The 26,736-nt window shown below is 62.9% G+C and carries 23 protein-coding genes and 1 pseudogene; 7 read left to right on the plus strand and 17 right to left on the minus strand.

What is annotated here, in order from left to right; translation table 11 throughout:
• Positions 1 to 225 precede the first annotated feature (225 nt).
• From AWB65_RS17925 to AWB65_RS17950, 6 genes are all read right to left on the minus strand, one after another.
• Positions 226 to 1,635, minus strand: a complete 1,410-nt coding sequence (locus AWB65_RS17925) for an OprD family outer membrane porin (RefSeq protein ID WP_087668437.1) — start codon at positions 1,633 to 1,635, stop codon at positions 226 to 228.
• A gap of 178 nt (positions 1,636 to 1,813) precedes the next feature.
• Positions 1,814 to 2,797, minus strand: coding sequence for a murein tripeptide/oligopeptide ABC transporter ATP binding protein OppF (gene oppF, locus AWB65_RS17930; RefSeq protein ID WP_087668438.1), 984 nt, complete (start codon positions 2,795 to 2,797; stop codon positions 1,814 to 1,816).
• The gene (locus tag AWB65_RS17935) at positions 2,790 to 3,791 is read right to left on the minus strand and encodes an oligopeptide/dipeptide ABC transporter ATP-binding protein (RefSeq protein ID WP_087668439.1); all 1,002 of its coding nucleotides are present in this window, start codon (positions 3,789 to 3,791) and stop codon (positions 2,790 to 2,792) included. Before AWB65_RS17935 ends, oppF begins: the two co-directional genes overlap by 8 nt.
• A gap of 5 nt (positions 3,792 to 3,796) precedes the next feature.
• Positions 3,797 to 4,696, minus strand: coding sequence for an ABC transporter permease subunit (locus AWB65_RS17940; protein WP_087668440.1), 900 nt, complete (start codon positions 4,694 to 4,696; stop codon positions 3,797 to 3,799).
• Positions 4,697 to 4,709: 13 nt separating this feature from the next.
• Entirely contained in the window at positions 4,710 to 5,630 is a 921-nt protein-coding gene (locus AWB65_RS17945; RefSeq protein ID WP_087668441.1) for an ABC transporter permease subunit, read from the minus strand.
• Between the two features lie 37 nt (positions 5,631 to 5,667).
• Entirely contained in the window at positions 5,668 to 7,317 is a 1,650-nt protein-coding gene (locus tag AWB65_RS17950; protein WP_087668442.1) for a peptide ABC transporter substrate-binding protein, read from the minus strand.
• A gap of 406 nt (positions 7,318 to 7,723) precedes the next feature.
• Here AWB65_RS17950 and AWB65_RS17955 point away from each other — a divergent pair, with 406 nt between their 5' ends.
• Positions 7,724 to 8,626: a LysR substrate-binding domain-containing protein gene (locus AWB65_RS17955; RefSeq protein WP_087668443.1), complete on the plus strand. Its 903-nt coding sequence runs from the start codon at positions 7,724 to 7,726 to the stop codon at positions 8,624 to 8,626.
• Between the two features lie 6 nt (positions 8,627 to 8,632).
• On the opposite strand, the gene AWB65_RS17960 is transcribed toward AWB65_RS17955, so the two are convergent.
• Positions 8,633 to 9,109: a VOC family protein gene (locus AWB65_RS17960; protein WP_087668444.1), complete on the minus strand. Its 477-nt coding sequence runs from the start codon at positions 9,107 to 9,109 to the stop codon at positions 8,633 to 8,635.
• A gap of 154 nt (positions 9,110 to 9,263) precedes the next feature.
• On the opposite strand from AWB65_RS17960, the gene AWB65_RS36975 reads away from it, so the two are divergent.
• From AWB65_RS36975 to AWB65_RS17985, 5 genes are all read left to right on the plus strand, one after another.
• Positions 9,264 to 10,208: a hypothetical protein gene (locus AWB65_RS36975; RefSeq protein WP_235007663.1), complete on the plus strand. Its 945-nt coding sequence runs from the start codon at positions 9,264 to 9,266 to the stop codon at positions 10,206 to 10,208.
• Between the two features lie 34 nt (positions 10,209 to 10,242).
• On the plus strand, positions 10,243 to 10,638 hold the full coding sequence (locus AWB65_RS17970) for a hypothetical protein (protein WP_087668445.1): 396 nt from the start codon (positions 10,243 to 10,245) through the stop codon (positions 10,636 to 10,638).
• Positions 10,639 to 10,765: 127 nt separating this feature from the next.
• Positions 10,766 to 11,527: an SDR family NAD(P)-dependent oxidoreductase gene (locus AWB65_RS17975; RefSeq protein ID WP_087668446.1), complete on the plus strand. Its 762-nt coding sequence runs from the start codon at positions 10,766 to 10,768 to the stop codon at positions 11,525 to 11,527.
• 115 nt (positions 11,528 to 11,642) lie between these two features.
• The gene (ggt, locus tag AWB65_RS17980; protein ID WP_235007666.1) at positions 11,643 to 13,340 is read left to right on the plus strand and encodes a gamma-glutamyltransferase; all 1,698 of its coding nucleotides are present in this window, start codon (positions 11,643 to 11,645) and stop codon (positions 13,338 to 13,340) included.
• A gap of 317 nt (positions 13,341 to 13,657) precedes the next feature.
• On the plus strand, positions 13,658 to 15,076 hold the full coding sequence (locus tag AWB65_RS17985; protein WP_125474151.1) for an NCS2 family permease: 1,419 nt from the start codon (positions 13,658 to 13,660) through the stop codon (positions 15,074 to 15,076).
• A 97-nt stretch (positions 15,077 to 15,173) separates the two neighbouring features.
• Here the strand turns inward: AWB65_RS17985 and AWB65_RS36370 are convergent, their stop codons facing one another.
• On the minus strand, positions 15,174 to 15,323 hold the full coding sequence (locus tag AWB65_RS36370) for a hypothetical protein (RefSeq protein WP_159907676.1): 150 nt from the start codon (positions 15,321 to 15,323) through the stop codon (positions 15,174 to 15,176).
• A 238-nt stretch (positions 15,324 to 15,561) separates the two neighbouring features.
• Here AWB65_RS36370 and AWB65_RS17990 point away from each other — a divergent pair, with 238 nt between their 5' ends.
• Positions 15,562 to 16,284 carry a DeoR/GlpR family DNA-binding transcription regulator gene (locus AWB65_RS17990; protein WP_087668448.1) on the plus strand — a complete coding sequence of 241 codons (723 nt, stop codon included), beginning with the start codon at positions 15,562 to 15,564 and terminating at the stop codon, positions 16,282 to 16,284.
• A 122-nt stretch (positions 16,285 to 16,406) separates the two neighbouring features.
• On the opposite strand, the gene AWB65_RS17995 is transcribed toward AWB65_RS17990, so the two are convergent.
• The 9 genes and pseudogenes from AWB65_RS17995 to AWB65_RS18035 form a co-directional block, all read right to left on the minus strand.
• Complete coding sequence (locus tag AWB65_RS17995; protein WP_087668465.1) at positions 16,407 to 17,426, minus strand: ABC transporter permease; 1,020 nt, start codon at positions 17,424 to 17,426, stop codon at positions 16,407 to 16,409.
• 32 nt (positions 17,427 to 17,458) lie between these two features.
• On the minus strand, positions 17,459 to 18,988 hold the full coding sequence (locus tag AWB65_RS18000; protein ID WP_087668449.1) for a sugar ABC transporter ATP-binding protein: 1,530 nt from the start codon (positions 18,986 to 18,988) through the stop codon (positions 17,459 to 17,461).
• A gap of 59 nt (positions 18,989 to 19,047) precedes the next feature.
• Positions 19,048 to 20,052: an autoinducer 2 ABC transporter substrate-binding protein gene (locus tag AWB65_RS18005; protein ID WP_087668450.1), complete on the minus strand. Its 1,005-nt coding sequence runs from the start codon at positions 20,050 to 20,052 to the stop codon at positions 19,048 to 19,050.
• Between the two features lie 59 nt (positions 20,053 to 20,111).
• A complete protein-coding gene (locus AWB65_RS18010) occupies positions 20,112 to 21,152 on the minus strand; it encodes an ABC transporter permease (protein WP_087668451.1) in 1,041 nt (346 codons plus the stop codon).
• A gap of 3 nt (positions 21,153 to 21,155) precedes the next feature.
• Entirely contained in the window at positions 21,156 to 22,106 is a 951-nt protein-coding gene (rbsK, locus tag AWB65_RS18015) for a ribokinase (protein WP_087668452.1), read from the minus strand.
• The gene (locus AWB65_RS18020) at positions 22,103 to 22,582 is read right to left on the minus strand and encodes an RbsD/FucU family protein (RefSeq protein ID WP_087668453.1); all 480 of its coding nucleotides are present in this window, start codon (positions 22,580 to 22,582) and stop codon (positions 22,103 to 22,105) included. Before AWB65_RS18020 ends, rbsK begins: the two co-directional genes overlap by 4 nt.
• 63 nt (positions 22,583 to 22,645) lie before the next feature.
• Complete coding sequence (locus AWB65_RS18025; protein ID WP_087668454.1) at positions 22,646 to 25,042, minus strand: aldehyde dehydrogenase family protein; 2,397 nt, start codon at positions 25,040 to 25,042, stop codon at positions 22,646 to 22,648.
• A 31-nt stretch (positions 25,043 to 25,073) separates the two neighbouring features.
• Positions 25,074 to 26,081: a deoxyribose-phosphate aldolase gene (gene deoC, locus AWB65_RS18030; protein WP_087668466.1), complete on the minus strand. Its 1,008-nt coding sequence runs from the start codon at positions 26,079 to 26,081 to the stop codon at positions 25,074 to 25,076.
• Between the two features lie 316 nt (positions 26,082 to 26,397).
• Positions 26,398 to 26,736: pseudogene (locus tag AWB65_RS18035) on the minus strand (methyl-accepting chemotaxis protein); the annotation flags it as partial.

Genomic DNA, 26,736 nt, shown 5'->3' on the forward strand with positions numbered 1-26,736 from the left:
CGTAAGCGTTTGAAAGCAGACACTTAATGGTTTCGGCCAGGCGAAAAAAAGGCCCCCCAGCAAATGCTGGCGGGCCTGAGACATGACGCGAGACATGGCGATCCGCGACACGCACTCTCGTTATAGACGAAAGGTTAATGTAATGCGCAGGTTTCTGATTGTAGGTTTCCCTAGGATGATCGGCGGGAGTGTTTCGGGCATGCTTCCAAGCCCCCGCAAATCGTCTTAGAACACGTTCACCGGCACATTGACCATCAGGCGGTACACGTCGCTCGAACTGTCCGAGTAGTACTTGCTGCCGTGGTGGTGCATGTAATAAAACTTCATCGACGTGTTTTTCAACGGTCCGCTCGCGATCGTATAACTCGGAATCACGCCGAATTCGTAATGCGTGCCGTGGACGGGCTCGCCGTTTTTCCAGTAGAGATCGTGAAGCGCACTCGACGGATCGGCATATCGATTCGCCGATGTCGTCGCATCCGCACCCCAGCCGTACGCGGTCCACATCGTCATTTTCAGGCCGGGCGCGCCGTAATCCTTGAAGTTGATCGAATACGAGAGGCTGAGCGACTTTTCGTGCGGCGCGTTGTAATCGACGTCGAGCGAGTTGGCGAGATAATCGCCGGCGGACTGGCCGACATAATCGAAGAACTGATTGCTTGCGATCTGCTGGAAGCCGATCTGCAGGGTATGCGCGTTATGCTGTCCTGATAGCGCCAGGCTGTATGCGTTATTATTAATCGGACCTTCCCGGCTTTGGCCGACGTCGTGCGTGTAGTAATACTGGAGCGCGCCGGTCCAGCGAATTGCCGACGGACTTCCGATACTATGCGAGGCCGTCAGATAATACTGGTCCCATACATTTTCCGCCCGGCTTCCGTAAAGGGAAATCGCAGTATCGTCGCCGATCGTATAATCACCGCCTGCATACGTGAAACGGCTGAACTTCACGCCGCCATATTCCGTCGAAAGCGACGACGTGCTCGTCATGCCCCGCGCCAGCACGGCGTCCACGCTACCCCCCTTGAGTGTCAGGTTCCTGATCTCGTCGCTGGCGAGCGAAAAACCGCGATACGTCGGCGGCAGCGCGCGATTATCGTGCGGTACGAGGTAGGGATTATCGAAGAGCTGCTGGCCGTATTTGAGCACCGTATTCGATACGCGCGCCTTCACGTCCCACACGCCCGGATACGTCCACGCGAGCTGATTTTGTCCGGTGCCGTCGGCATTCAGATGCACGCGATTTCCCGCGCCATTTCCACCGTTCAACTTCAACGCGCTGAAAAGCGATGCGTCGAAACCGACGCCAAATAGCCCGCGCGTATAACCGGATTCGAATACCGCCTGATTCCCGATGACCCACGCATCCTTCTTCTTCATGCCTTCCGCTTCAAAATGTTCCGAATAAGAGCGGAACAGCAGATTGAAATGCGAATCCTCGATAAATCCCTTCGATAGCGATTGCTTGCTGATCGGCGCATCGGCTTCGGTATTCGGTGGCGAACTCGGCGGCGCCTCGGTATGACGCGACGGCGGTTCGGTTTCGGTTTCGTCGCCATAAGCCGCTACCGTGCCGGCCATAAGGCCGCTAAAAATAAAAATCGATAAGGCGAGTGAACGCTTCTGTTTTTTCACGCAAAAATCTCCACTTGTTCTTAATTGTTGTTGACTGTCGATTCAAATCGAAGGGGATGCACTGAGCCTTGCCCGGCGGCCAGAAAGACCGGGGCATCGGTTCAAAAGCGGGGATTAAGAAGTTATCGGGGGTTCTTGTTCTTTAGCTCATGGTGGCGTTCAAAGTCGGGGAAAAGGCTCAGGCGAGCAGACAAGCCGCCGCGGCGCCGTCCGAAAGTTTGCGCAGCGCAGGCACTTCCTGCGCGCAACGCGCCTCGGCGATCGGGCAGCGCGTGCGGAACACGCAACCGGAAGGCGGATCGATCGGACTCGGGATGTCGCCCGAAAGAATCTGCACGACCTTGCGGCGTTCGATGGCCGGATCGGGCACGGGCACCGCCGAGAGCAAGGCGCGCGTGTAAGGATGGCGCGGCGCGTCGTAGAGCGATTGCTTGCCCGCAAGCTCCATCACGCGGCCAAGGTACATCACCATTACGCGATCGGAGATGTGCTTGACCACGGCGAGGTCGTGCGCAATGAAGATCAGCGCAAGCCCCATCTCCGCCTGCAACGACTTCAGCAGATTGACGATCTGCGCCTGGATCGACACATCGAGCGCGGACACCGGTTCGTCGCACACGACGAGTTTCGGCTCGACGACGAGCGCACGCGCAATGCCGATCCGCTGGCACTGTCCGCCGGAAAACTCGTGGGCATAGCGGTTGATCATCTGATCGCGCAGGCCGACTTTCTCCATCATCGCGCGCACGCGCTGCATGGTTTCGTCTTTCGACATCCCCGGCCGATGCTCGCGCAACGGCTCCGCGATGATTTGCCCGACCGTCATGCGCGGATCGAGCGACGCGAGCGGGTCCTGGAAGATCATCTGGATGTCGCGCCGCACGTCGTGCCATTCGCGCGTTGACGCCCCCGAGAGGTCCTCGCCCATCCACACGATCTCGCCGTGCGTCGCGGGGATCAGGTTGAGGATCGCGCGCGAAAGCGTGGACTTGCCGCAGCCCGACTCGCCGACCACGCCGAGCGTTTCACCGGCCTTCAGGTCGAAGCTGACGCCATCGACGGCTTTCAGCGTGCGCGACGGCGCCCACGGCAAGCGGCTCTTCGCCTTGACCCTGAAATGCACCTGCACATCGCGCACAGAAAGAATGGTTCGCTCAGACATGGCTCGGCTCCTCGTGCAGCGACTTCATCCGCTCGACCGGGCGATAGCACGCGCGCAGCCACGTTGCATCGTTACGCCACGGTTCGAGCGCGGGCGCGCGTTCGCCGCATCGCGCATCGGCATCGATGCAGCGCTCCTGAAACGGACAGCCCGAAGGCGGATGCGCCATGTTCGGCGGATTGCCCGGAATGCCCTGCAACGCCGCGCCGTTCTGATCCAGACGCGGCAGCGCGCGCAAGAGGCCGATCGTGTACGGATGTGACGGTCGCGCGAACAGGTTGTCCGCGCTGCAATGCTCCATCACGCGGCCGCCGTACATCACCATGACCTTTTCGCAGAGCCCCGCGACCACGCCGAGATCGTGCGTGATCAGCACGATCGCCGTGCCGAAGTCGTGCTGCAGGTTGCGCAGCAATTGCAGGATCTGCGCCTGCACGGTGACGTCGAGCGCGGTGGTCGGTTCGTCGGCGAAGAGCACTTGCGGCTCGCAAAGCAGCGCCATCGCGATCATCACGCGCTGCCGCATGCCGCCCGACAACTCGTGCGGATACTGGTCGATACGATGCGCCGCCTCGGGAATCCGCACCGCTTCGAGCATGCCGATCGCGCGCTGTTTCGCCGCGCGGCGCGTCATGTTCTTGTGCAGTTCGAGGACTTCGGTCATCTGCCGCTCGATCGTCAGGTATGGATTGAGCGACGTCATCGGGTCCTGGAAGATCATCGAGAGGCGATTGCCGCGGATGCGGTTCAGCGCCTTCGCGGGCATCGTCAGCAGGTTCTTGCCCTGATACAGCGCGCTGCCGCTCGCACGGCCGTTGCGCGCGAGGAGGCCGAGCATCGCGAGAACGCTCTGGCTCTTGCCCGACCCCGATTCGCCGACGATGCCGAGCGTGCTGCCCTCTTCCAACTCGAAGTTCACGCCGTTCACGGCGCGCACGGTGGCATCGGGCGTCTGGAATGCGACTTCGAGGTCGCTTACTTTAAGCAATGACATCGCGCTCACCGATCCTTCGGGTCGAGCGCATCACGCAGCCCGTCGCCGATAAAGTTGATGCAATAGAGCGTCACCGATAGAAGCGCCGCCGGGAACAGCAAGATCCACGGCGAGCTTTCCATCACGCCGACACCGTCCTGGATCAGCACACCCCAGCTCGTCATCGGTTCCTGCACGCCGAGACCGAGGAACGACAGCACCGATTCGGTGAGAATCACGCCTGGCACGGTCACGGTCGTATAGATCGCGACGATGCCGAGCAGATTCGGCACTACGTGCCGCAGGATGATGCCGCCCGTCGATACACCGATCGCGCGAGCCGCCTCCACGTATTCCTTCGAGCGGATCGCGAGCGTCTGGCCTCGCACGACGCGCGCCATGTCCATCCACGAGAACACGGTAATCGTGAGCACGACGAGGTAGAACTCGCGGCCGAGCAGCGTCACCATCAGGATCGCGATCAACAGGTACGGGATCGCGTACATCATGTCGACGAAGCGCATCATCGCGTTGTCCACGCGGCCGCCGACGAAGCCCGCGATAGCGCCCCACACGATGCCGAGCGTCACCGACGTCAGCGTCGCGAGCGCGCCGATCATCAGCGAGACGCGCCCGCCGATCAGGCAGCGCACAAGCAGGTCGCGGCCGGTTTCGTCGGTGCCGAAGAGATGCCAGTTCGCGAACGTGGGTGTGGCGCTCATCGCGTTCCAGTCGGCGGAATCGAACTGGTTCGGCAGCAGCATCGGGCCGAAAATGCAGGCGATCGTAATCAGCGCGAGTAGCACGGCGCTCGTGACGGAAGCCTTGTTGCGCATGAAGCGCAGGCGCGCGTCCTGCCACGGGCTGCGGCCTTCGAGCGGCGCGGCGGCAGCTTTTTCGAGCAGCGGCGCGAGACAGGTTTTCATTGCCGGCCTCATGTCAGTAGCGGATCTTCGGATCGAGCCACGCATACGCGAGATCGACCAGCAGGTTGAGCAGCACGGCCACGACCGTGACCAGCACGACGAGTCCGAGCACGAGCGTGTAGTCGCGATTAGCCGCGCCGTTGACGATCAGCTTGCCAATGCCCGGCAGCGAGAACACCGATTCGGTGACCACCGCCGCCGTGATCGACGAAATCGCGAGCGGCCCGATCACGGAGACGACCGGGATCAGCGTCGGGCGCAGCGCGTGCCGAAAGACGATGGTCCAGCGCGACAGGCCCTTCGCATACGCGGTGCGGATGTAGTTCGTGTTCATCACTTCGATCAGGCTCGCGCGCGTCACGCGGCCGACGGTCGCTACGTTGATCATCACGAGCAGGAGAATCGGCAGAACCATGTAGCGAAGGTCGAAGCTGTTCCAGCCGCCGGCCGGCAGCCACTTCAGCAGGATCGCGAACACGAGGATCAGCACCGGCCCGATCACGAACGACGGAAACGCGCTGCCCGCATTGCTCACGAGCATCAGCAGATAGTCGGCGGCGCTGTTGCGATAGAGCGCCGCGAGAATCCCGAGCGCGACGCCGATCACGATCGACAGCAGCATCGACACGCCGCCGATTGTGAGCGACACCGGCAACGCGCGCAGCACGAGCTCGTTGACGCTCCAGTCGGCGTAACGGAACGATGCGCCGAGGTCGCCGTGCAGCAGGCTGTCGAGATAGAGCAGGTACTGCTTCCACAGCGGCTCGCCGAGATGGTATTTCGCCTGCAGGTTCGCGAGCACTTCCGCCGATACCTTGCGCTCGCCGTCGAAGGGACCGCCGGGCGTGGCGTGCAGCAGCAGATAGCAGGCCGTGATGACGAGCAACAGCGTGGGCAGCGTCAGCAGCACGCGCCTCAATGTATACGACCACATGGGTATGTCTCCTCGCAGACAGCGCCGCGATCCGCCGTCAGTGCTTGACGATGTAGAGGTCCTTGCTGCGATAGCGATCCATCGGATTCTTCAGCGAGTATCCTCCGACGTAGCTCTTCACGAGCCGCACGAGCGTGTATTGCAGGAGCGGCAGCATCGGATAATCGTCCATCGCGAGCTTCGCGGCCTGCGTCTGCAATTGCGTGCGCTTCGCCTGGTCGGTCGTCTCGTTGGCCTCCTTGATCAGCGCATCGGCTTTGGGGTTGCAACTGAAGTTATCGTTCTGCTCCGAATTGCACTGCACGAGCGTGAGGAACGTCGTGGCATCGTTGTAGTCCGCGACCCAGCCGTTGCGCGCGATCTGATAGTCGCCGGCGTGCCGCTTCTTCAGGAGCACCTTGAACTCCATCGCTTCGATTTCTGTATCGAGGCCGAGCTTCGTCTTCCATTCCGATGCCGCGAAAATCGCCATCTTCTTGTGATATTCGCTCGTGTTCATCGCGAAGCGGATTTTCGCGCCGGGTTTCACGCCTGCGTCCGCGAGCAGCTTCTTCGCTTCCTCGACGCGTTTTGCCATCGGCCACGCGGACCACTCGTAGTTCGTCACGTCGGCGCCCTTGACGCCCTGCGGAATCACGCCATATGCGGCGAGCTGGCCGTCGGCGGTGACGCGCTGCGCGAGCAGGTCGCGATCGATCACCATTGAAAGCGCCTTGCGCACGCGCACGTCCTTCAGCAGCGGATCGCGGTTGTTAAACGAGTAGTAGCGCAAGCCAAGCATCGGCGCATTCTTGATGTCGGCGGGGAACTGCGCCTTGTACTTCGCGTACGTGCCCGAGGGCAATTGATACACCCAGTCGTTCTCGCCCGACTGGAATAGCTTCACATCACTGTTTTCATCCTCGACGGGCAAGTACGTCACCTGGCTCAATTGCACGCGCGATGCGTCCCAATAGTTCGGATTCTTCGTCAGCACGAGCTTGCTGTTGACCTGCCACTCCTTCAACTGATACGCGCCGTTGCTCACCAGCTTGCCGGGCTTGGTCCAGTCACGCCCGTTCTTCTCGACAGCCGCGCGGTTCACCGGTCCGAGCGTCGTATTCGACATCAGTTCGGGCAGGAACAGCACCGGATACGGCGTCTTCACTTCGAGCGTGTTCGCATCGATGGCGCGCACCCCGAGCGCCGTCACCGGCTTCTTGCCCGCGATGATGTCGGTGCCGTTGAGCAGGAACTTGCCGAACGTCCCCGCCGACGGCGACGCCATTTTCGGATCGACGAGCCGCTGGCAGCCGTACACGAAATCGTTTGCGCTGACGGCCTCGCCATTGGACCATTTGGCGTTCTTGCGCAGATGGAAGATCCAGGTGGTCGGGTCCTTCTGCTCCCACTTTTCCGCGACGCCGGGTTGCACGTTGCCGTCGGCATCGGTCGTGGTGGCGCCCTCGAACAGGTCCTCGGACACGTTGTTCGCCGGCACCGTTTCGACGAGATTCGGGTCGAGTGTCTCGACTTCGGCGGCATTGTTGCGCACCAGTTCCTGCTTCGCGGCGAGTTGCACGCCGGACGGCACGTTGGCCGCTTGAGCGCTAAAAGCGAACGCGCCGGACACGGCGGCGAGCGCAGCGGCAATCGCGCGACCGCGCGGAACGAAACCATGTGCCAAAGGGACAGACAAGAACGTCACGGGGAAGTCTCCTGCTAAGTCTTATGTTGTTGCACGCAGGCTGCGACGCTTGCAGCCCGATTCTTATTCAGCGAGACGTTTAGCCTTCGTTAGCTAAACCGAATCGCGATTAATCTTAGTGAGCCTAACGTTTTGCTTTCGAAACGTGAGACCGCTTCATCGCACCGGAAGTCGCGTTCTTTGCGCTTCGCTTACGGCAACAATTCAGGCTGGCGGCGAGTATTTAACAACAATAAGGCGGAATCCACTCACATGTGCTTATAGGTAATACGTTTTATGCATACCCTGGCGCTGCTTCTGCGAAACCTTTGTTTTATCGGCGGGACGGGCTGGTCCATCGAGGCAGTAAGGGGTTGTTTCCTATACCATCCGTGTCCTTGTTGTCATGCATGAGTAATCCAGTACGATGATCCGTTTTCGCCAGATCGAAGCATTTCGAAGCTTGATAATGACCGGCACGAGTGTCGGTGCCGCGCGCAAGATGCACGTCACGCAGCCCGCGATCAGCCGCCTGATCGCGGATTTAGAGGCCGATCTCGGTTTTAGCCTGTTCAGTAGAATCGGCGGCCGTCTGAACCCCACCACCGCGGGCCTGCGCTTCTACAAGTCGGTGGAAGAAAACTTTCTCGGGCTCGAACGCCTCAAGCAAGTCGCGGACATGATCCGCGACGAAGCCTCCGAAGGCCTCACCGTCGCGTGCATGCCGGTGCTCGCCACTACCCTCTTGCCGCCGATCCTCGCCGATTTCGTCGAGCGCCATCCGGGCGTGCCGATCCGCGTCGATTCGGTGAAGGTGCCCGAGGTGCTCGTGAGCCTTCAGAACCACAAGGCCGATGTCGCGATCAGCCAGGCGTTTCCGGCGGTCGCGGGCATCGAGGTGCAGACGCTTTTGAAAACACGCGCTTTGTGTGCGATGCCGGCCGGCCACAAGCTTGCTAAGAAGAAGGTCGTGCGCGCACAGGACCTGCGCGGCGAGAAGATCATCGGCTGGCTGCCGAATTCGCGGCAGGCGTACGAGGCAGAACAGTCGACGATTTCCTCGACCGAGGAAAGTCCCAACTACACCGTCCTCACCGACACCGCGCACACGCGTTACGCGATGGTCGCGGGCGGGCTCGGCGTGTCGATCGTCGAGCCGTTCGCGGCGAAGGTATGGCGCGCGCATGGCGTAGTCGTCAGGCCGTTCGAGACCGCGATTGAATATGAATACGCGCTCTCGTATCCGAGCAGCGGCATCCGATCGGATCTGGTGGCGTCGTTCAGGGAATCGGTGCTGCGTATCGTCGAGCACTACTCGTTCGACGAGTAAGCGCGTTCAGCTTGCTTCGCCATCGAAGAGCTTCTCGGCGCGCACGCGCATCTCGTCCGGCGACACGTCTTCGATATGCGTCGCGAGCCACCAGAGATGGCCGAACGGATCGCGCAGTTTGCCGCCGCGATCGCCGTAGAACTGGTCCGCGACCGGGCGCAACATCGTGGCGCCTTCATCGACGGCGCGTTGCGCGACGGCATCGACGTCTTCCACGTACAGATGCAGCGTGACAGGCGAGCCGCCAAGCGAGAGCGGGCCGTGCACGTCCATCTCGGGGAACTCGTCGGAGAGATAGATCACAGTGCCGCCGATCTCCAGCTCCGCGTGGCCTACGCGGCCGCCGGGTGCGTCGAGGCGGAATAGCTCGGTGGCGCCGAACACCGTCTTGTAGAACTCGATCGCGGCGACTCCGCCCGCGACGGTGAGGTAAGGCGTCACGCCGTGACGGTCTTTGGGGATGGGGTTGACTTTTGCGGTCATTGGGTCCTCCGTTTTGACGCTTCTGCGTCTCCAGTTTCTATTGTCTTCATCGCGATAACCGGGCCAGCCCATCCTGCTCAAGGTGTTCCGAAGCGCCGCTGCCCCTTGACGACAAGGATAGCGCTTTTGCGTCCTTGCGAAGAACCCGAACGCCGTGTCCAAGAATTTCAAGATAACGCCGGAGCAGCATGCATTAACCTTTCGCCGTCACCATTACTTCGGATCACCAATGACGGCATTGCTGACGTGCTACGGCGGACACCATTACACGATGCATCTCGCGAGCGACTACCGCATGGGTTCGCTCTTCGCCCCCGACCCCGAAAAAGAAGCCGCCGCCGACGCCGGCCGCAAGATGCTCGACGCGGTTTATCCCGATGTTTGGGAGCGAAACGCTGACATAGTGAAGCGCGTTGAGGATTTTCTGATCGCTTCGTTCCCGTATTATCGAAAGGGCAACGCGCATCACACGCTTGACGCATTGAGGCGCGCGGTATGGCGAGGCAACATGTATGTCGTCGAGCGCGAGCCGGAATATCGCGGCGGGTTCGTCGCTCCGCTGACGCGTGAGCGGTCGAGTATCTGGGGCGTAGAAGACTACGCCGATTTACCAATCGAAAATGAGCCATGGCTCGAAGAACCCGATACGTCGATAGCCGATTGCAATGCGTGGCACGACGCGAACAACCAGGCAATGATGCACGCAGCCGTTCGTGCCGAGCCCGCGCTTTTCCTGCCGATGTTCGCCAGAGCCGGATGGATCAGCCGTTACGGCGTGCCGAACTTATCGGACGAATTTGCGGAAACATCGACGCCGCTCGGTGACGCGGCACCATTTGAATTCGACGAAACGCCAGCGTACGGCGAAAGTTTCGACATTGCGAAAACGCCAAATGTGGGAGAGCCGGGAATCTGGTACACCAACCCGGGCAGCGGTCAGATGCGTTTGTACGGCGATACGGGCGCGCCTGTGGTGGACTTCGATTTCGACCATGATCACGGTCAAGGCATTCCGCACGCACACAATTTCGGTCTTCCGAACGAAGATGGGAGCCTGAATCGCGAAGGCGGCGTCAGCTTCTCCTTATGGCCTCGATAATTTACGAAGCCGTCAGAACAACCTGGGTTCCACGATGATACTTGCGCACAATTACCACGATGCCGAGCTTGCCGGCGTCGAATACTCCCGCGAGAAGGCCTCGCTACTGCTCGCGTTCGACTGCGTCGGCGAGGGCGTCGGCAAGATATCCTGTACCGGCATCCGAAACTTCCGGCTCGGCGAGTTCGGCTTGCAAAATGTGGTCTCGCGGCTGATGGTGTCGACGTCCCGAACTTTCGCTGCGGAGGACATCAGGGCGCACGTCGATTGGGCCAACAGCAAGGACGACGTTCGAAGGTCGATGACCGACGAACGCGCCCGTTTTTTCGTCGATGGCATATCGAACGGCCAATTGGTGCTCCTCGTCCTCGAGCCGTCGGTCGGCGCGGAGCTCGTCGTCGTGTGCGAACGCGTCGAAGAACTGCAATAGCGGTGGCGGACATCTGCACATAAATCGAACCACCGCCCGCTCCTCCGCTCAAACACCCGTAGACGCTTCGCTCGCCCGCTTCTCGCGCGGCGAGCCATCCTAGTCAGCAGGCAACCCGGGAGCACACATGCACGACCTGAAAGGCAAATCCGTCCTCATCACCGGCGCGAGCACGGGCATCGGCGCCGCGGCCGCGCGCGCGTTCGGCAGCTACGGCGCGAACGTCGCGATTCACTACAACGCGTCGAAGGAAGCGGCCGAAGCCGTCGCGCAGGAAGTGCGCGCGCTCGGCGTGAACGCGATCACCGTCGGCGCCGACGTCCGCGACACCAAAGCAATCGACGCCGCCGTCGCCCAGGTCGCGGCCGAGTTCGGCAAGCTCGACGTCCTCATCAACAACGCGGGCAGCCTCGTCAAGCGCGAGCCGCTCGAAAGCGTCACCGACGAACTCTTCGACGAAGTCCTGCACATCAACGCGCGCTCGGTCGTCGCGTTCACCCGCGCGGCGCTCCCCGCGCTGCGCCAGAACGGCGGCGGCTCGATCATCAACGTGACGTCGGTCGCGGCACGGAACGGCGGCGGCCCGGGCGCGCTGCTCTACGCGGCATCGAAGGGATTCGTCAGTACGATCACGAAGGGCATGGCGAAGGAACTGATGCCCGACAAGATCCGCGTCAACGGGGTCGCGCCCGGCGTGATCCAGACGCCCTTCCAGGACCGCTTCACATCGCCCGAGCAGCTCGACGCGTTCCGCAAGACCATTCCGATGGGCTTCATCGGCGAGCCGGACGACTGCAGCGGCGCGTTCCTTTATCTCGCCTCCGAGACGATGTCGCGCTATGTGACGGGCCAGATCATCGACGTGAACGGCGGCCAGTTGATGCCGTAGGCACATGACGGCGCTTTCTCAAAAAAGCGCTCGCGTGGTATAAGCCCATCTTTACCGATAGCCACGGAGCGATCTGGAAATGTCGTTGAAATTCGAACAACGCGTGCGCTCGCGCATGCTCGGCGCGTTCGCGGCCGCCGCGCTTTTTGTCTCGACGGGCTTCGTCGAATCGACGCCCGCTTACGCGAAAACCGACGCCCAGCCGGCGGTCCTGACAGCATCGGCGGTCGCGGTCGCCGACAAGTACGCCGCCGATACCGCCGAGAAAATCTTCAAACAGGGCGGCAATGCGGTCGATGCCGCCGTCGCCATCGCGTTCACGCTCGCCGTGACGTATCCGGAGGCGGGCAACATCGGCGGCGGTGGGTTCATGACGCTCTACGTCGACCATCGGCCGTACTTCCTCGACTATCGCGAGCGCGCGCCGCTTACCGCGACCAAGAACATGTATCTCGACGACAAGGGCGAGGTCATCAAGGGCATGAGCCTCTACGGCCATCGCGCGGTTGGCGTGCCGGGCACGGTCGCGGGCATGTGGGAGGCTCAAAAGCGCTTCGGCAAGCTGAAGTGGAAGCAGGTGCTCGCGCCATCGATCAAGTACGCGCAGGACGGCTTCGAAGTCGACGACCAGTTGCAGGAGCGGCGCGACGCGGCATCGAAGGAATTCGCCGGCAAGACCAATTTCGACCTGTACTTCGGCGGCATGAAGCAGGGCGCGGTGTTCAAGCAGCCCGACCTCGCCGCAACGCTGCAGCGCATCGCCGATGGCGGCGCGAAAGGCTTCTACGAAGGCCAGACGGCGCAACTAATCGCGGAATCGATGCGCGGCCACGGCCTGATCACAGAGCGCGATCTGAAGGAATACAAGGCCGTGTGGCGCCAGCCGATCCTCGCGAGCTGGAACGGCTACCGCATCATCACCGCGCCGCCGCCTAGCTCAGGCGGCATCGGTCTCGTGCAGTTGCTGAAGATGAAGGCCGATCTTAAGGAAAAATTCGACAACGTCCCGCTGGATTCGGCGCAGTACATCCACCTCGTCGCGGAAATCGAGAAGCGCGTATTCGCCGATCGCGCGCAGTATCTGGGCGACCCGGATTTCTACAAGGTGCCTGTCGCGCAGCTCACCAATGACGACTACATCCTGAAGCGCGCGCAGGAAGTGAATCCGGAGACGCCGTCGGACACGAAGAGCGTGCTGCCCGGCCTCGGCACGTCGATGCCGGAAAAGGCGGAAACGACGCATTATTCCGTGGTCGACAAATGGGGCAACGCCGTCTCGAACACGTACACGATCAACGGGTATTTCGGCTCGGGCGTCGTCGCGGAAGGCACGGGCATCGTGCTGAACGACGAAATGGACGACTTTTCGTCGAAACCGGGCGTCGCGAACATGTTCGGCGTGGTCGGCAGCGATGCGAACGCGATCGCCCCGCGCAAGCGTCCGCTTTCGTCGATGACGCCGACCATCCTCACGAAGGACGACAAGGTCGCAATGGTGATCGGCACGCCCGGCGGCTCGCGCATTTTCACGTCGATCTTCCAGGTCATCTCAAACGTCTACGACTTCCGGATGCCGCTGCCCGAAGCCGTCGGCGCGACGCGCTTCCATCACCAACTGTTGCCGCCGAACACGATCTTCCAGGAGCCGTACCGCAAGCTCGACCCGGAAGTCGTGAAGGCGCTGGAAGAAAAGGGCTACAAGTTCACGATGCAGGACTTCAATGGCGACATCCAGGCGATCCGCATCGACGACACCACGCCCGAGCCGATGGCCGATCCGCGCGGACGCGGCGTGGCGCGCGTGATTCGCTGATTTCGGACACGTAAACCATAAGCTGACTGAAAGGCCAGGCCGCCGCGCCTGGCCTTTTTGCATAAGGGTTTGCCTCAGGTGGGCCGCGCGCTGGCCCCGGTGCGCAAGACTATAAGCATGCCGGCATGAACGGCATGTTTTTTATGAGATTGGATGATGCTTTGCGTTCCCCTAGTCTCTGTCCTGACCGAGTCGAGCCCGCGGCTGTCTCGGACACACCCAAAACTACACAGACGAGACGACCCTGACGACGGCACCGCGCGCTCCGATGCGCCCGGCACCAGCCGTTTCAGCAAGCTGATAAAGGAGAGCAGTCCATGATGGAATCCCCCGCCCAGCCGCTTGGCGACATCAACATCACCGAGATCAACGAGATCGAACGAGAGGACGGCCACGTGACCTCGCGAGGCGGCGGTGTAATCGACCGCTATTTCGGCATTTCCGAGCGCGGCAGCACGCAACGGCGCGAAGTGGTCGCCGGCGTGACGACGTTCCTCGCGATGGTCTATTCCGTGTTCGTCGTGCCGGGCATGCTCGGCAAGGCAGGTTTCGACACGAGCGCCGTATTCGTCGCCGTGTGTCTCACGACCGCATTCGGCTCGCTTTTGATGGGCATCTGGGCGCGCCTGCCGATCGCGATCGGCTGCGCGATTTCGCTCACCGCGTTCACCGCGTTCGGGCTCGTGCTCGGCAAGGGGTTGTCGCCGGCCGTGGCGCTCGGCGCCGTGTTCCTGATGGGCGTCGTGTTCACGGCGATCTCCGTCACCGGCGTGCGCTCGTGGATTTTGCGCAATCTCCCGACCGGCGTCGCGCACGGCACGGGCATCGGCATCGGATTGTTCCTGCTGTTGATCGCGTCGAACGACGTCGGGCTGATTGTGAAGAACCCCGCGCCCGGCATGCCGGTGTCGCTCGGGCACATCAACGCGTTTCCAGTGATGATGTCGATCCTCGGCCTGGCCGCGATTTTCGGGCTGGAACGCCGTCGCGTGCCGGGCGGAATTTTGCTGGTCGTGGTCGGGCTCTCGGCGATCGGCCTCGCGTTCGATCCGGCCGTGCGTTTTCACGGGATTTTCGCGCTGCCGTCGCTGTCCGCGCCGGGCCATGCTTCGCTGATCGGCGCGATGGACATCAAGGGCGCGCTCTCGATGGCGGTCCTGCCGAGCGTCCTCGCCCTCGTGATGACGGCCGTTTTCGACGCCACCGGCACGATCCGGGCAGTCGCCGGCCAGGCGGGCCAGATCGACAAGAACGGGCGCATCGTGAACGGCGGCCGCGCCCTGACGGCCGACTCGGTCAGCTCGATCTTCTCCGCGTGCTTCGGCGGCGCGCCGGCGGCGGCTTACATCGAATCGACGGTCGGTGTCGCGGCGGGCGCGAAGACAGGGCTGGCGGCGGCGGTGGTCGGCGCGCTCTTCCTCGCGGTGATGTTCCTCTCGCCGCTCGCCGGACTCGTGCCTTCCTACGCGACGGCGCCCGCGCTGATGTACGTCGGCCTCCTGATGCTCGGCAACGTGAGCAAGCTGCACATGGAAGACACCGTCGATGCAATGTCGGGCCTCGTTTGCGCGGTGTTCATCGTGCTGTCGGCGAATATCGTGACGGGCATCATGCTGGGCTTCTGCACGCTCGTGATCGGGCGGATCGTGGCGGGCGAATATCGCAAGCTGAACGTCGGGACGGTGGTGATCGCGCTGGTGCTGGCGGTGTTCTATCTCGGCGGCTGGGCAATCTAGATTCGCGCTTGCCGCGATTCAGATGGTAAAACGCCCCGGAAACAGACGTTTCCGGGGCGTTTTTTCTTCTTGCTGCGGTCGAGGCGGCCGCATGCGATCAGTCGCGGCGATAGGCTTCGACGAGGATCTCGCAATTCTGGACGTGCAGGTCCAGCGCGCGATTCCATTCGCGACGCGTAACAGCCATCGCATTGCGCAGCCAGGAACCGAGGGAAACGAGCAAGGAGGTTTGAGCAGTCGTCTTCATGGCAGTCATCCGGGTAAGTAGCTAAGGGAATACCCTAGATACTACTCTTTTTATGCTGCAGTGCAACCTATCTTAAAAAAACAACACGTTCGATCAGCGATTCAGCGAATCAGGATTTACCCGCGCCGGCCGGGGAAGCACGTCGCATCGTGCGGCTTGCATTGTTATAATTCTTTCATCTTCCGACCGGAATCTAACACTGTCAGCGGCGCGTTTCGCCGACTCGCAGGCCCCACCGATGACCAAAGCCGAACGCCTGCGCGCCCTTGCCAGCGCCCTCGACAATCAGAGCGTGATGCGTCTGCGCGACGCCGCAACGCTGCTCGGCGTATCTGAGATGACGGTCCGGCGCGACATCGCCGCGAGCCCGGGACGGTTCACGTACCTCGGCGGCTATATCGTGAGCGCCGCCGACGTGCCCAACGCGGCCGGCTACACCATCGACGAGGAAAAGGACCACTTCGCGCAAGCGAAGGCGGAGGCATCAGCGGCGGCGGCGAAGCTGCTGGTCGATAGCGAGACCGTGTTCATCGACTGCGGAACGACCCTTACCACCCTCGCGCGCCAGATTCCCGCCGAGATGCATCTGACGGTGGTCTGCTATTCGCTGAACGTGGCGGAAATCCTGCGGCGTCGGCCGAACGTGCGGATGATCCTGCTCGGCGGCGTGTACGTGCCGTCGTCGGATTCGTTCGCGAGCGACGAGAGCGTCGAGACGCTGCGGCGCATGGGGATCAACAAGGCGTTTTTGTCGGCGGGCGGCGTCGACGAGGCGCGCGGCGTGACGTGCTGGAATTTCCACGAGGTGGCGATCAAGCAGGCGGCGATGGCGAGCGCGGTGGAACGGCATCTCGTCGTCGATGCCAGCAAGTTCGGGAAGGTCAAGGCCGTGCGCTTCTCACAGCTCGACGAGTTCGATTCGGTCATTACGGAGAAAGGGCAGGCACCAAGAAGGCAGTAAGAGGCCCGGTCTCTCGCAATCCGCGGCGTGTGCGTCTGAACCACGACGATTCACGCCGGACGCGCTCCATGAAAAACGGCCACCGATTCGCATCGGTGGCCGTTGTCATTTCATAAAGCGCTTTAACCCCGCCGCCCCAGCGCAAACAGCGTCCCGGCGACCAGAATAAACGCGCCGATAATCACTTTCTGCCACGTACTCGGCACGCCGACGAGAATCAGCACGCTATTGATCAGCGTCACGAGCACGACGCCGAGCAGCGTTCCCATCACCGTCCCCGTTCCGCCCGTGATCCGCGCGCCGCCGAGAATCACCGCCGCGATCACATCGAGTTCAGTGCCGACGAGATCGAACGGATTCGCAAGCCGGTTCGTCGAGACGTGCAGGATGCCCGCGACGCCCGCCAGCATCCCCGTATAGCCGAACACGAACAGATGGATCGCGCGCAGGTTGTACCCGAGCCGCTCGGCGATCGGCAGACTGCCGCCCATCGCGTATACGCCGCGCCCCATCATCGTGCGGTTGAGCAGCCACCACGTCACAACGGCCGCGATCACGAGCGCGATCACCGATACCGGCAGGACGGCGCGCAAGCCATCGGACGTGTGATAGAAAAAGAGCGGCAGCCGCCCGAACGTATCCATGCTGTGCGGGATGTTCATGAAGAACTGCGTGCCGACGAACGTCAGCAGCAAGCCGCGGTACAGATACTGCGTGCCGATCGTCACGATCAGCGACGGCGCTTTCAGGCGATGCACGAGCATGCCGTTGACGATCCCGAGCAGCACGCCGCCGAGCGCGCCGGTCAGCAGGATCAGCGCGAACGGCGCATCCGGCCACCACGCGAACACCGCCTTGGTGATCGAATACATGGTGAACGCGGCGATCGCGGTGAATGACACGTCGATCCCGCCGGAGGCCAGCACGACCAGCGTGCCGAGCGCGAAAAGCGAGACGGTGGTGGCCGAATGCAGCAGGTCGAACACCGTCGCGAACTGGAAGAAGCGCGGGTTCAGCGTGCCCACCACGAGACACGTCACCACAATCAGCGCGGCCGTGAACCACTCGGGGTTGCGCGTCAGCCGCGCGGACCAGCTCAGTTGCCGCACGCGCGGCGCGATGTCCTGCGTGGATTGCGGCATCGTCTCGGGCGAAACGCGACGGATAGACTCGCTCATGCTGCCTCGGAAAGTAGAGCGTGATAAAGATCGGCTTCGGCCATGCCTTCGGCGCGATATTCGTTCGCGACGCGGCCTTTCTTCATCATCAGGATTCGGTCGCAGTTCTGCAGCAGTTCGGGCAGGTCGTCGCTGATCAGGATGATGCCGATCCCCGCGCCCGCGAGCCGCTGCATGATGCGGTAAATAATGTCCTTCGATCCCACATCGACGCCCACCGTCGGTCCGTGCAGGATCAGCACGCGCGGATCGATCGCCAGCCAGCGGCCGATCAAGACGCGCTGCTGGTTGCCGCCGGAGAGCGATTGCACGGGCTTGTCGACGTCGGGTGTCGCGATCTGCAGGTCCTTCACGGTGCGTTCCGCGAGTTCCTGCGCGCGCTTGCGGTCGATCTGGCCGAAACGGTCGCGCAGGCTCGAAATCATCGCGGTGATAACGTTGTCGCGGATCGGCTTGTCGAGGAAAAGGCCCTCGTTCAGCCGGTCCTCCGGCACGTAGCCGATGCGTTGCAGCTTGGCATCGGCGGGCGTGCGCAGGCGCACGATCGATCCGTCGAGCGTGACCGTGCCATGATCCGCGGGCGCCACGCCCGCGAGGGCGCGCGCAAGTTCATTTCGTCCGGAATCGAGCAGGCCGGTCACGCCGAGAATCTCGCCGCGATGCAGCGCAAACGAGACATCGGCGAACTGGCCCTTGCGTCCGAGCGATTTCACATCGAGCACGACTTCGCGCGACTCGGCGGCGCCATCGGCGCGATAGCGTTCGGTCGAAAGATGCTTGCCCGTCATCAGTTCGCTGATCTGCGCCTTCGTATAGTTTTCGATCGGACCTTGCGCCATCTTCTGGCCGTCGCGCAGCACGATCACTTCGCCACCGATCGCATAGCACTCGTCGAGCTTGTGGCTCACGAACAGTACCGCGACGCCGTCCGCGCGCAGCTTCGCGAGCACCGCGATCAGGTTGTCCACTTCCTTTTGAGTAAGCGAAGTGGTCGGCTCGTCCATGATCACGAACTTCGCTTCGCTCGCAATCGCACGCGCGATCGCAACCAGTTGACGCGTCGCGAGCGGCAGTTGTTCGATGAGCGTCGCCTGGAAATCCGCGTCGCCCGGCAGGCCAACGGCTTCGAGCGCGAGCGCCGCGGTCGCGGCCATCGCGCGTCGATCGAACGTGCGCGCGAGACGTCCTTTGTGCGTGGCGAGTTCCGCCGTCAACGCGACGTTCTCCGCGACACTCATGTTCGGCAGAAGCGAAAGGTCCTGATACACCGTTTCGATACCCGCCGACAGCGCTTCCAGCGGCGAGAGCCGTGCATGCCGCGCGCCTTCGATCACGAGTTCGCCTTCATCCGGCGGCTGTGCGCCCGAGATGATCTTGATGAGCGTGCTCTTGCCGCAGCCGTTCTCGCCGAGCAGGTGATAGATCTGCCCGCGCTTGAACGCGAGGCTCACGCCACGCAGCGCGTACACGCCGGTAAAGCGCTTGTGAATATCGACGACTTCGAGAAGCGGTGCTGAATTCATCATGTCCTTCGTTCAAAGCAGGGCGCTCCGCCTTTGTAGAGGCGAAGCGCCCCGCATGCGTATCAGAACGGATACTGCTTGTAGTTCGTCTTGTCGACGTCGACCCAGCCGGTGCCGCGCACGATCACGCCCTTGCCCGGACCCTTGCTGACCGTCACTTTCGTGTAGCCCGGCACGCCGAGGTCGGAGCCGTCGGCAACCGTCTTCCCATCGACGAGCATCTTCGCGACCTTGTTCATCGCGAGGCCGGCGAGCTTCGGGTCCCAGAACGCGATGCCGTTGATTGCGCCGCTCTCGAGGAACTTGCCCGCTTCAGTCGGCAGGCCCGTGCCGTACACGCAGATCTTGCCGACCTTGCCCGCTTCTTCCACCGCGCGCCCGATGCCGATCACGTCCAGCGACGACGAACCCTGAAAGCCCGTCAGGTCCGGGTGCTTGCGCAGTACTTCCTTCGCGACCTGATACGCCCGCTCGCCGTCGTTGTTGGTTTCGAGCTTCGGCTCGACGAGGTCCATCTTCGGATACTTCTGTTTCGCGTTGCCGATGCCGCCGTCCGCCCATTGCACCTGCGAACGGCTGCCGAGCGAGCCGACCAGCACCGCCCACTTGCCCTGCGAGCCCATGCACTTCGCGAGCCGTTCGTTCAGGCCCGCGCCGTACGCGGTGTTGTCGAACGCTTCGAGATCGACCATCGTGTTCTTCGCGTTGTCGGCTTCGTGCGTGACGACCTTGATGCCGCGATCCATCGCTTTCTTGAGCGCCGGTTCGAGCGTCGGCGGGTCATAAGGCACGACCGCGATCGCCGTGACCTTCTTCGCGATCAGGTCTTCGATGATCTTCAGTTGCTGCGCGGCGTCGGCGCGTCCGGGGCCCGTTTGATAGACGGTAACGCCCGGCGTTTCCTTGCCGAATTCCTTCACGCCGTCGTCCATGCGGTTGAACCAGTTGATGCCCGTCACCTTCACCACCGTGACGATCGTCTCATTGGTCGCGGCTTCTGCGCCGGCGATCACGCCAGCGGCGAGGGCCACCGCTGTGAGCGCGGTTCCGAGTCGGGTCAGTTTCATGCAATGTCTCCTTTATCTTCGCTTATGGTTCGAATGTGCTGCACGAGAAGGTTTGAAAACTAGCGTCCGGTCGATGCGGGCGGCGGCGCCTTGGGCGTGGCCGCCGCTCCGCCGATGCCGAAGATCGCGCGCACGCGCTCGCCGCCCGCGAAGGCGAGCGAGGCGAGGAGCAGAAATCCCCACGCGCAGTCGCCGAAAAACTGCGAGACGCCGAGCAGGTTGAAGAGGCTCGACAGGAACTGAAGCACGGTCGCGGCGAGAAACACGCAGACAATGCGCCCGTAGCCGCCCGCCGGATTCACGCCGCCCATCACCGCAATGAGGATCGCGATGAGCAGATACGAGTTGCCGTAGTCCCACTTCGCGCTCGACGTATGCGTCGCGCTGATGAGCCCGGCGAGCGATGCGAGCACCCCGCACATGCCGTAGGTCACGATCAGCATCCGCGCGCGCGGAATACCCGCATAGAACGCGGCTTTCGGATTCGTGCCCATCAGATAGAGACGCAGCCCGAACGGCGTGCGCTTCAAAATCCAGCCCAGCACGAGGACGGCGGCGATGAAGATCCACAGCGAGATCGGCACTTGCAGGAACGTGCCGTTGCCGATATTCGACAGCGGATCGACGTATTCGACGCGCACCGATGCGCCATTGCTCAGCACCACCGCGATGCCGGTGAAGAGCAGTTGCGTGCCGAGCGTGCAGAGGATCGGCGTAAGCCTGAGTTTCGCGATCACGACGCCGTTGAGCAAGCCGCCGAGCAATCCGACCACGACGACCACGCCGCTGAACACCGCTGTATAGAGCGCGGGCGAATCGTCAGCGACGACGAGTTTCGGCAGTACCATCGCCGCGACCATCCCCGAAAGATTCGCGAGTCCGACGCCCGACAAATCGATACCGCCATTCCCAGACACCATCGACAGCATGATGCCGAGCGCGAGCAGGCCGAGTTCGGGCAACTGTCCGCCCATCGACTGGAGGTTGTCGATATCGAGGAACTGGCCTTTCGAAAGCCACGTTGCCACGATCACGACCAGCAGGTTCACGCCGACGAGAAAGTTGAGCTGGCGGTCGGCGAACCACTTCGACGCTTTCATCGATCAGGCTCCGTTGGACACCGCAGCGCGGCGCTCGCCGAGCACCGCGTTGATTTCTTCGAGCGTGGGCATCGAGGGTGCTGTGCCCGCGCGCGTCACCGAGAGGCTCGCGAGCGCGCAGCCGAAGCGCACTGCATCGCTCGGCGACTCACCGCGTGCGAGCGCGGCAGCAAAGCCGCCGGTGAAGCCGTCACCGGCGCCCGCGGTTTCCACGACGCGTCCGCAATCGAACGCCGGCACGAGCACCGACTCCTCCGCCGAATGCAGGAGCGCGCCCGCTTCGCCGAGCGTCACGATCACGGCGCGCGCGCCCTTCGCGAGCAGCGCATCGGCGGCGCGGCGCGCATCGTCGGTCGACGCGATCGCGATGCCGGTCAGTGCTGTCGCCTCGGTTTCGTTCGGCGTGATGTAGTCGCACAGCGGATAGATGTCGTCGGGCAGCGGCAGCGCGGGCGCAGGATTGAAGACCGTCGTCGCGCCGTGCTTGCGCGCGAGTTCGAGGCCGCGCATCGCCGCCGGAATCGGTTGTTCGAGTTGCGTCACGAAGACGGCGGCATCGGCGATATCGGCCTCGATCGCATCGACGTCGGCCGGACACAGCGTGCCCGCCGCGCCCGCCGCGACGATGATCGCGTTGCCGCCCGTGCGCTCGTCGACGTAGATATGCGCCGCCCCGGTCGATACGCCTTCGAGGACCGTCGCGCGCGACGTGATGCCTTCGGCGCGCCACGTCGATTGCGCGATTTCGCCAAACGCATCAGCGCCGATGCGCGTGCAGAAGATCACGTCGGCTCCGGCGCGCGCCGCCGCGACAGCCTGATTCGAACCCTTGCCGCCCGGTCCCATCGCGAAGGCGGAACCGGGGATCGTCTCGCCGATCAGCGGCATGCGCTCGGCGCGAAACGCGAGATCGGTCACATAGATGCCAAGAATCACTACGGTGCCGCGCTTCACTTCGCAGCCTCCGGTGCGACAGGTGCATCAGGCGCGAGTTCGACGCCCTTCTTGAAGATGAAGCAGCCATAGCCGCGCGCTTCGCCGGTCGCGATCACGCAGTAGGATTTTTTCGCGCGTTCGTAGAAGGCGAAACGCTCGACGGAAGCGAACGGCGTCTCGCGTCCTTCGGCATCGTCGACTTCGCGTTGTGCTTCGCGCTGCACCGCGGGCAACGCGCTCGCATCTCCGACGACTTCCATGCGCTCGGCCGGATGATCGACGAACGAATCGAGCGGCAGCACCGACAACACCGCGCGGATCGCACGCGGCGCACTCGCCCCGTCGATACGCAAGAGCTTGCCGAGCACGGTTTGCCGCGCGACCGAATCGGCGGGGAAATTCGCGTCGCAGATCACGACTTCGTCGCCGTGGCCCATCGCGCACAATGCGTGCAGGATGTCGGCGTTCAGGAGCGGATCGATGTTCTTCAGCACAGTATCTCCTCCATGCGTGGGCGCGCTTCGTCGTGAAGTCTTCGCCCTTTGATGATTCGGAATTCAGTCGCCGTACGGCACCCAGATATTCTTCACCTGCACGGCCTGCCGCAGGAACGGTAAGCCTTCGCTCGATGCATCGTGCCATTCAAACACGCGGCCGTGATCGACAAACGTACGCTTCAGATTGCCTACGGACTCCCGCTCGACCATCGTCGATAGCGCCGCGCTTTTGAAGCACCACACGGCATCGACGTCGTCATGTTGCGCGAGTGTTTGAGCGAGTGCGCGCGAATCGCCCGTCACGATGTTCAACGCGCCGCCCGGCACATCCGATGTCTCGACGACCTGATAGAAGTCGGTTGCCATCAGCGGACACGCTTCACTCGGCACCGCGACCACGCGATTACCCATCGCGAGCGCAGGAGCCACGAGCGACACGAAGCCGAGCAGCGGCGCCTCATCCGGACACACGACGCCGATCACACCGAGCGGTTCGTTCATCGCGAGCGCGACGCCTTGCAGCGGCGGCGAATGCACGGCGCCGTCGAACTTGTCGGCCCACGCGCCGTAGGTGAACAGACGCGTGATCGATGCTTCGACTTCGCGCGCGGCATCGCGTTCGCTCAAGCCTGCGCGCGCAACCAGTTGCCGCGTGAATTCCTCGGCGCGCGCCGACAGGTTCTCGGCGAGGTAATAGAGTACTTGCGCGCGGTTATGCGTGCTCGCATGCGACCACTTCTGCGCGCCGCGCGCCGCCGACACCGCATTGCGAATGTCCTTGCGATTGCCCTCGCCCACTTCGCCGACGATACTGCCCGACGGCGCATGCACGAGCCGCGTATAGCCGCTGTCGGGACGCGCCTGCTTGCCGCCGATAAAGAGCTTCGCGGTCCGGTCAAGCGCGCTGACGTTCACTTGCGCCTCGCCTTGCGTTTCGCTTGAGCGTGCGGCCTTCTCGCCGCGAACCGGAAGCTTAGTCCACGCACGCGGCTTCAGATACTCGTAAATCCCCTCGCGTCCGCCTTCGCGCCCGAAGCCCGACTCGTGATAGCCGCCAAAGCCCACGGCTGCATCAAAGAGATTGGTCGAATTGATCCACACGACGCCGCATTGCAGGCGCGGCGCCACATCCAGCGCGCGGCTGATGTTCTCGCTCCACACGCTCGCGGCGAGCCCGTAGCGCGAGTTGTTCGCGAGCGCGATGGCTTCGTCGGGCGTGCGAAAGCTCATCGTCACGAGCACCGGGCCGAAGATTTCTTCTTGCGCGAGCGTCGAGGCCGGCGCGACGTTCGTGACGAGCGTCGGCGGGAAGAACGCGCCACCCTCGGGCAAACGCAGCTCCGACGGCTGATGGATCACGCAGCCTTCGCTCTCGCCCTTCGCGACGAGCGAGCGAATGCGTTCGAGCTGCACGTCGTCGACGATCGCGCCCATGTCGATGCCCTTGTCGAGCGACGGCCCGACGCGCAGCGTCTCCATGCGGCGCATGAGCTTCTCGACGAAGCGCGCCTCGACGCCTTCCTGCACGAGCAAGCGCGAACCCGCGCAGCAAACCTGGCCCTGGTTGAACCAGATCGCATCGACGACGCCTTCGACGGCGCTGTCGAGATCGGCGTCATCGAAGACGATGAACGGCGACTTGCCGCCGAGTTCGAGCGTGAGCGACTTGCCCGAGCCCGCCGTCGCGACGCGAATCTGACGGCCGACTTCCGTCGAACCGGTGAACGCGATCTTCGCGACCTGACGGTGCTCGACGAGTGCCGCGCCGGTGCGGCCATCGCCGGTGACGACGTTGAGCACGCCCGCCGGCAGCCCCGCGCGATGCGCGAGTTCCGCGAACAGCAGCGCGGTGAGCGGCGTGAATTCAGCGGGCTTCAGCACGACGCAATTACCCAGTGCGAGCGCCGGTGCGATCTTCCACGCGAGCATCAGCAGCGGAAAATTCCACGGCACGATCTGGCCGATCACGCCCAGCGGAGCCCAGTCCGCGAACTCGCGATCCTGCAATTGCGCCCAGCCCGCGTGATGCAGAAAGTGCCTGGAAACAAGGGGAATATCGATGTCGCGCGTCTCGCGAATCGGCTTGCCGTTATCGAGCGATTCGAGCACCGCGAAGAGCCGCGCGTGCCGCTGCACCATGCGCGCGAGCGCATACAGATGCCGCGCGCGGCCCACGCCACCGAGCGCCTGCCACGCGGCGAGCGCGCCGTGGGCGGCATCGACGGCGGCGGCGACATCGGCGTCGCTGCCTTGCGCGATCGATGCAAGCACGCGGCCCGTCGCCGGTTCGCGCGATTCGAAGCGCTCGGCTTCATCGCCCGCTGCGGGCGCGCGGAACGCACCGCCGATGAAATGGCCGAAGCCGCTTGCATGCTGATCGAGCCAGACGCGCGCGGCGCGATCGTCTTCCGGTGCGGGTCCGTATTCCATCGAAGAAAAGTATTCGGCTACGCTCATGGGGCTTTCGGTTTATGTGACTGCGCGCAAATCACGCGACGGGATGACGGTTGAACGACGAGTAACGGCCGCTCACGTGATGTTCGAGTTGCCGCTCGATGTCCGCGAGCAGGCTCGAAGCGCCAATGCGGAACAGGTCGCCTTCGAGCCATTCGCGCCCGAGCTCTTCCTTCATCAGGATCTGGTATTCGAGTACGGACTTCGCCGTCGATACGCCGCCCGCCGGCTTGAAACCGATTGGGACGCCCGTGCGTTCCAGGTACTCGCGGATCATGCGCACCATCACGAGCGAGACGTCGAGCGTCGCGTTGACGCCTTCCTTGCCCGTCGAGGTCTTGATGAAATCGGCGCCGGCCATCATGCAGATCATCGACGCCTTCGCGACGTTCGATAGCGTGCGGATGTCGCCGGTCGCGAGGATCGCCTTCACGTGCGCGTCGCCGCAAGCGGCGCGGAAGTCGCGCATCTCGTCGTAGAGCGCTTGCCAGTTGCCGGTCAGAACGTGTTCGCGCGTCACGACGATGTCGATTTCGGCGGCGCCATCCGCGACCGATGCCTCGATTTCGCGCAGCTTGAGCGGATGCGGAATGAGCCCGGCGGGAAAGCCCGTCGATACCGCCGCGACGGGAATGCCGCTGCCGTCGAGCGCGGCGACGGCGGCTTTCACGAAGCGGTGATAGACGCACACGGCGCCCGTCTTGATCGACCCGGGCGGCATGCCGAGGGAGTCGAGCAGGTCGTCGCGGATCGGACGGCGGGCTTTGGCGCAGAGGCGTTCGACGCGAGTGGTCGTATCGTCGCCGTTGAGCGTCGTGAGGTCGATGCAGGTGACGGCCTTGAGCAGCCACGCAGCCTGCGCGTCTTTCTTGACGGCGCGTCGCGTGCCGAGCGTCGAGGCGCGCCGGCCGACCGCCGACTGGTTCACGCGCAAGCCGTCGAGCCATGCGAGATCGAACGGAACGCCGGGATTGCGCGCGATGACCTGGGCGGGCGAGCGGCCAGGCCAAGCTAGAACGGATTTCGAAGCAGCATCGAGCATGAGATCTTTCGCGAGTTGTGCGATGCACAACACCTTTTTGATAGATTGATCTCAGTTTATAACACTATTGTTACGATCGTAACATAGGGAAAGTGCGGAGGCGGATGGGCGCATCCCGTGCCGCGTGCAGGTTGGGAACATTCGATGCTGGACATTCCGACGAGGAATTCGATGCGGCGCTTCGTCGTGGGGTCGAGATCGCGCGGGGGGAGTTTGCGCTTGGGTTGCCAGGGTATGTCGGGAAGAAATCCGGCCGCTAGTGAATTGTCTCCGCAGTACGGAGACAATTCGGTCCGTCAGTTCAGACGCCCATGCGTCAGAACGTTTCCCAATCTCCGCTCGCCGTCGCTGCGAGTTTCGGCGCTGCGGCAGGCGCACGGACAGCCGCTTTCGGTGCGCTCTTTTGAGCAGGCTTCGCGGCGGTCGTAACACGCGCTTTCGACTTCGGCGTTACAGCCGCGCCGAATCCAGCCGTCACCTCGTCGTTCAATCGGAACGTCTCGACTGCCGTCCGCAACGCGCCTGCCTGATCCTCCAGCGACTGCGCCGCAGCGGCCGCTTCTTCAACGAGTGCCGCATTTTGCTGCGTCACTTCGTCCATTTGCGTGACGGCACGCGCCACCTGATCGATCCCGCTGCTCTGCTCTTCCGATGC

The organism is Caballeronia humi (genome assembly GCF_001544475.1).
GTDB lineage: Bacteria > Pseudomonadota > Gammaproteobacteria > Burkholderiales > Burkholderiaceae > Caballeronia > Caballeronia humi.

Excerpts from the sequence above, each read along its gene's own strand:
- oppF (WP_087668438.1), bottom strand. The coding sequence starts at position 2,797 with ATGTCTGAGCGAACCATTCTTTCTGTGCGCGATGTGCAGGTGCATTTC.
- AWB65_RS17935 (WP_087668439.1), bottom strand. The coding sequence starts at position 3,791 with ATGTCATTGCTTAAAGTAAGCGACCTCGAAGTCGCATTCCAGACGCCC.
- AWB65_RS17940 (WP_087668440.1), bottom strand. The coding sequence starts at position 4,696 with ATGAAAACCTGTCTCGCGCCGCTGCTCGAAAAAGCTGCCGCCGCGCCG.
- AWB65_RS17945 (WP_087668441.1), bottom strand. The coding sequence starts at position 5,630 with ATGTGGTCGTATACATTGAGGCGCGTGCTGCTGACGCTGCCCACGCTG.
- AWB65_RS17955 (WP_087668443.1), top strand. The coding sequence starts at position 7,724 with ATGATCCGTTTTCGCCAGATCGAAGCATTTCGAAGCTTGATAATGACC.
- AWB65_RS17960 (WP_087668444.1), bottom strand. The coding sequence starts at position 9,109 with ATGACCGCAAAAGTCAACCCCATCCCCAAAGACCGTCACGGCGTGACG.
- AWB65_RS17970 (WP_087668445.1), top strand. The coding sequence starts at position 10,243 with ATGATACTTGCGCACAATTACCACGATGCCGAGCTTGCCGGCGTCGAA.
- AWB65_RS17975 (WP_087668446.1), top strand. The coding sequence starts at position 10,766 with ATGCACGACCTGAAAGGCAAATCCGTCCTCATCACCGGCGCGAGCACG.
- ggt (WP_235007666.1), top strand. The coding sequence starts at position 11,643 with ATGCTCGGCGCGTTCGCGGCCGCCGCGCTTTTTGTCTCGACGGGCTTC.
- AWB65_RS17985 (WP_125474151.1), top strand. The coding sequence starts at position 13,658 with ATGATGGAATCCCCCGCCCAGCCGCTTGGCGACATCAACATCACCGAG.
- AWB65_RS36370 (WP_159907676.1), bottom strand. The coding sequence starts at position 15,323 with ATGAAGACGACTGCTCAAACCTCCTTGCTCGTTTCCCTCGGTTCCTGG.
- AWB65_RS17990 (WP_087668448.1), top strand. The coding sequence starts at position 15,562 with ATGACCAAAGCCGAACGCCTGCGCGCCCTTGCCAGCGCCCTCGACAAT.
- AWB65_RS17995 (WP_087668465.1), bottom strand. The coding sequence starts at position 17,426 with ATGCCGCAATCCACGCAGGACATCGCGCCGCGCGTGCGGCAACTGAGC.
- AWB65_RS18000 (WP_087668449.1), bottom strand. The coding sequence starts at position 18,988 with ATGATGAATTCAGCACCGCTTCTCGAAGTCGTCGATATTCACAAGCGC.
- AWB65_RS18005 (WP_087668450.1), bottom strand. The coding sequence starts at position 20,052 with ATGAAACTGACCCGACTCGGAACCGCGCTCACAGCGGTGGCCCTCGCC.
- AWB65_RS18010 (WP_087668451.1), bottom strand. The coding sequence starts at position 21,152 with ATGAAAGCGTCGAAGTGGTTCGCCGACCGCCAGCTCAACTTTCTCGTC.
- AWB65_RS18025 (WP_087668454.1), bottom strand. The coding sequence starts at position 25,042 with ATGAGCGTAGCCGAATACTTTTCTTCGATGGAATACGGACCCGCACCG.
- deoC (WP_087668466.1), bottom strand. The coding sequence starts at position 26,081 with ATGCTCGATGCTGCTTCGAAATCCGTTCTAGCTTGGCCTGGCCGCTCG.